Origin of the sequence: Mycobacterium sp. NAZ190054, assembly GCF_001545925.1 — a bacterium.
Taxonomy (GTDB): domain Bacteria; phylum Actinomycetota; class Actinomycetes; order Mycobacteriales; family Mycobacteriaceae; genus Mycobacterium.
The window spans coordinates 1-2,464 of the sequence record NZ_LMVQ01000388.1; the positions used below are offsets into that span (position 1 = coordinate 1).

At 69.2% G+C, this 2,464-nt stretch carries 3 protein-coding genes; 1 reads left to right on the top strand and 2 read right to left on the bottom strand.

What is annotated here, in order from left to right; genetic code table 11:
• On the top strand, window positions 1-982 hold a 982-nt coding region (locus tag ASJ79_RS22375), incomplete at its 5' end, for a lysophospholipid acyltransferase family protein (protein WP_067960071.1).
• Between the two features lie 8 nt (window positions 983-990).
• On the opposite strand, the gene ASJ79_RS22380 is transcribed toward ASJ79_RS22375, so the two are convergent.
• Together ASJ79_RS22380 and ASJ79_RS22385 are read right to left on the bottom strand one after the other, a co-directional pair.
• A complete protein-coding gene (locus tag ASJ79_RS22380) occupies window positions 991-1,533 on the bottom strand; it encodes a MaoC family dehydratase N-terminal domain-containing protein (protein WP_067960074.1) in 543 nt (180 codons plus the stop codon).
• A gap of 37 nt (window positions 1,534-1,570) precedes the next feature.
• Window positions 1,571-2,461 carry an HAD family phosphatase gene (locus ASJ79_RS22385; protein WP_231750978.1) on the bottom strand — a complete coding sequence of 297 codons (891 nt, stop codon included), beginning with the start codon at window positions 2,459-2,461 and terminating at the stop codon, window positions 1,571-1,573.
• Window positions 2,462-2,464: the final 3 nt, after the last annotated feature.

Genomic DNA, 2,464 nt, shown 5'->3' on the forward strand with positions numbered 1-2,464 from the left:
CGACGCCGCGCGCCGGCATCCCTCGCTGCTGGCCGACCCGAGCGGGCGCGCGTCGGCCGATCAGATCGCCGCCGTGGTTCGCGACATCGATCAGCGCCGCGGTTCGGCCCCGGGGGCGGCCCCGGTGGAGGCCGAGCCCAACGAACTCGCGCGGCACATCTCCGCGGTCGCCGATTTCATCCGCAAGCGGATGACCGGTGACTACACCGTCGATGAGTTCGGCTTCGATCCGCACCTCAACAACGCAATCTTTCTTCCTTTGCTGAGGGTGTTCTTCAACTCGTGGTTCCGGGTCGAGGTGAGCGGTGTCGAGAACCTGCCGGAGACGGGTGCGGCGCTCGTGGTGGCCAACCACGCGGGCGTGCTGCCGTTCGACGGTCTGATGACCCAGGTGGCCGTCCGCGACAAGCATCCCGCGCATCGGGACCTGCGGCTGCTCGCCGCCGACCTCGTGTTCGACCTGCCGATGGTCGGGGAGGCCGCCCGCAAGGCGGGCCACACCATGGCGTGTGCGGACGACGCGCACCGGCTGCTGGCCGCCGGGGAGCTGACCGCGGTGTTCCCCGAGGGCTACAAGGGCCTCGGCAAGCACTTCAAGGATCGCTACAAGCTGCAGCGGTTCGGCCGCGGCGGCTTCGTCTCCGCCGCGCTGCGCACCAAGGCGCCGATCGTGCCGTGCTCCATCGTGGGGTCCGAAGAGATCTACCCGATGTTGGCTGACGTGAAGTTGATGGCGCGGCTGCTCGGGCTGCCCTACTTCCCGGTGACGCCACTGTTCCCGCTGGCCGGCCCGCTGGGCGTGGTTCCGCTGCCCTCGAAGTGGTACATCCAGTTCGGCGAGCCGATCGACACCGCCGACTACGACGAGTCCGCGGCCGAGGACCCGATGGTCACCTTCGACCTGACCGACCAGGTGCGCGAGACCATCCAGCAGACGCTGTATCAGCTGCTGGCCAACCGGCGGAACACCTTCTTCGGCTGAGCGCCCGCTCAGTCCTCTTTCGGGCTTTGCCCGGCAACGAACTTGGCGAGCGCCGCCGAGTCCCGCTTCGACGCGATCTGGGCGGTCAGCTCGTCGGCCTCGGTGTCCGACTCGGCCTCGCCCATCACCGTGATGATGCTGGTGATCACCGGGTTCCCGTCGTCGTCGGTGACCTCACCGCGGATCTCGGTGAGGACCGCGCCGTGGGACTCGGTGACCGAGTCGAGGTAGGAGTCGAACCACAGCTTGTCGCCGGCCAGGATCGGCCGGTGGAAGATCAGCTTCTGGTCGCGGTGCAGCACCCGCTCCATGTTGATGGGGAGGTCGAACTGGTTGAAGATCTCCTGCTGCACGCGCCGGCCGGCCACCGCGAGGAAGGTCAGCGACGCGATCAACGTGTCGTATCCGCACTCCCGGGCGGCCTCTTCGGTGTGATGCGCCGGGTGGTCGTCCTTGACGGCGTGGGCGAACTCGCGGATCTTCTCGCGGTCGACCTGGAAGTAGTCGGGATACCGGTAGTGGGTTCCGATGATCTCTTCTGCGATAGCCATGCGCGTCTTTTCCGTTCTGCCGTCAGCGGGCGCGAGCCTACCTGGCCTCACGGCGGGACACCGCCGCCGCCAGCGCGCCGCCGATGGCGCCCAGCGCCAGCGCCGACGGGACGCCGATCCGCGCGGCCTTGCGGGCGGTGCGGAAATCGCGGATCTCCCAGCCCCGTTCCCGGGCCAGATCGCGCAGGTCGGCGTCCGGGTTGATGGCCACCGCGGTGCCCACCAGCGACAGCATCGGCACGTCGTTGAAGCTGTCCGAATAGGCGGTGCAGCGGCGCAGGTTCAGGCCTTCCCGGATGGCCAGCGAGCGCACGGCGTGCGCCTTGCCGGTGCCGTGCAGGATGTCGCCGACCAGCCTGCCGGTGAACACCCCGTCGATCGACTCGGCGACGGTGCCCAGCGCGCCGGTCAGGCCCAGCCGCCGCGCGATGGTGTCGGCCAACTCGTAGGGCGTGGCGGTCACCAGCCACACCTGCTGGCCGGCGTCGAGGTGCATCTGCGCCAGCGCGCGGGTGCCCGGCCAGATCTTGTCGGCGATGATCTCGTCGTAGATCTCCTCGCCGAGCGCGACCAGCTCGGCCGTCGAACGTCCCTCGATGAAGGCCAGCGCCTTGCGCCGGCCCGCGGCGACGTCGTCGCTGTTCTCCCGGCCGGTCAGCTGGAACTTCGCCTGGGCCAACGCGAAGCGGGCCAGATCCTGGTAGGTGAAGTACTCGCGGGCGGCCAGGCCGCGGGCGAAGTGCACCAGCGAGGACCCGTGCACCAGCGTGTTGTCGACGTCGAAGAACGCGGCCGCGGTCAGATCCGGCAGCACCCACACCTCGTCGCCGTCGTTGACGGCGAAGGGACGCAGATCGACGTGGCGGGGCGCCAGCGTGTCGCCGATCTGGGTGGGCACGGTGGACAGCTGCATGACGGGTTGGGCGATCCA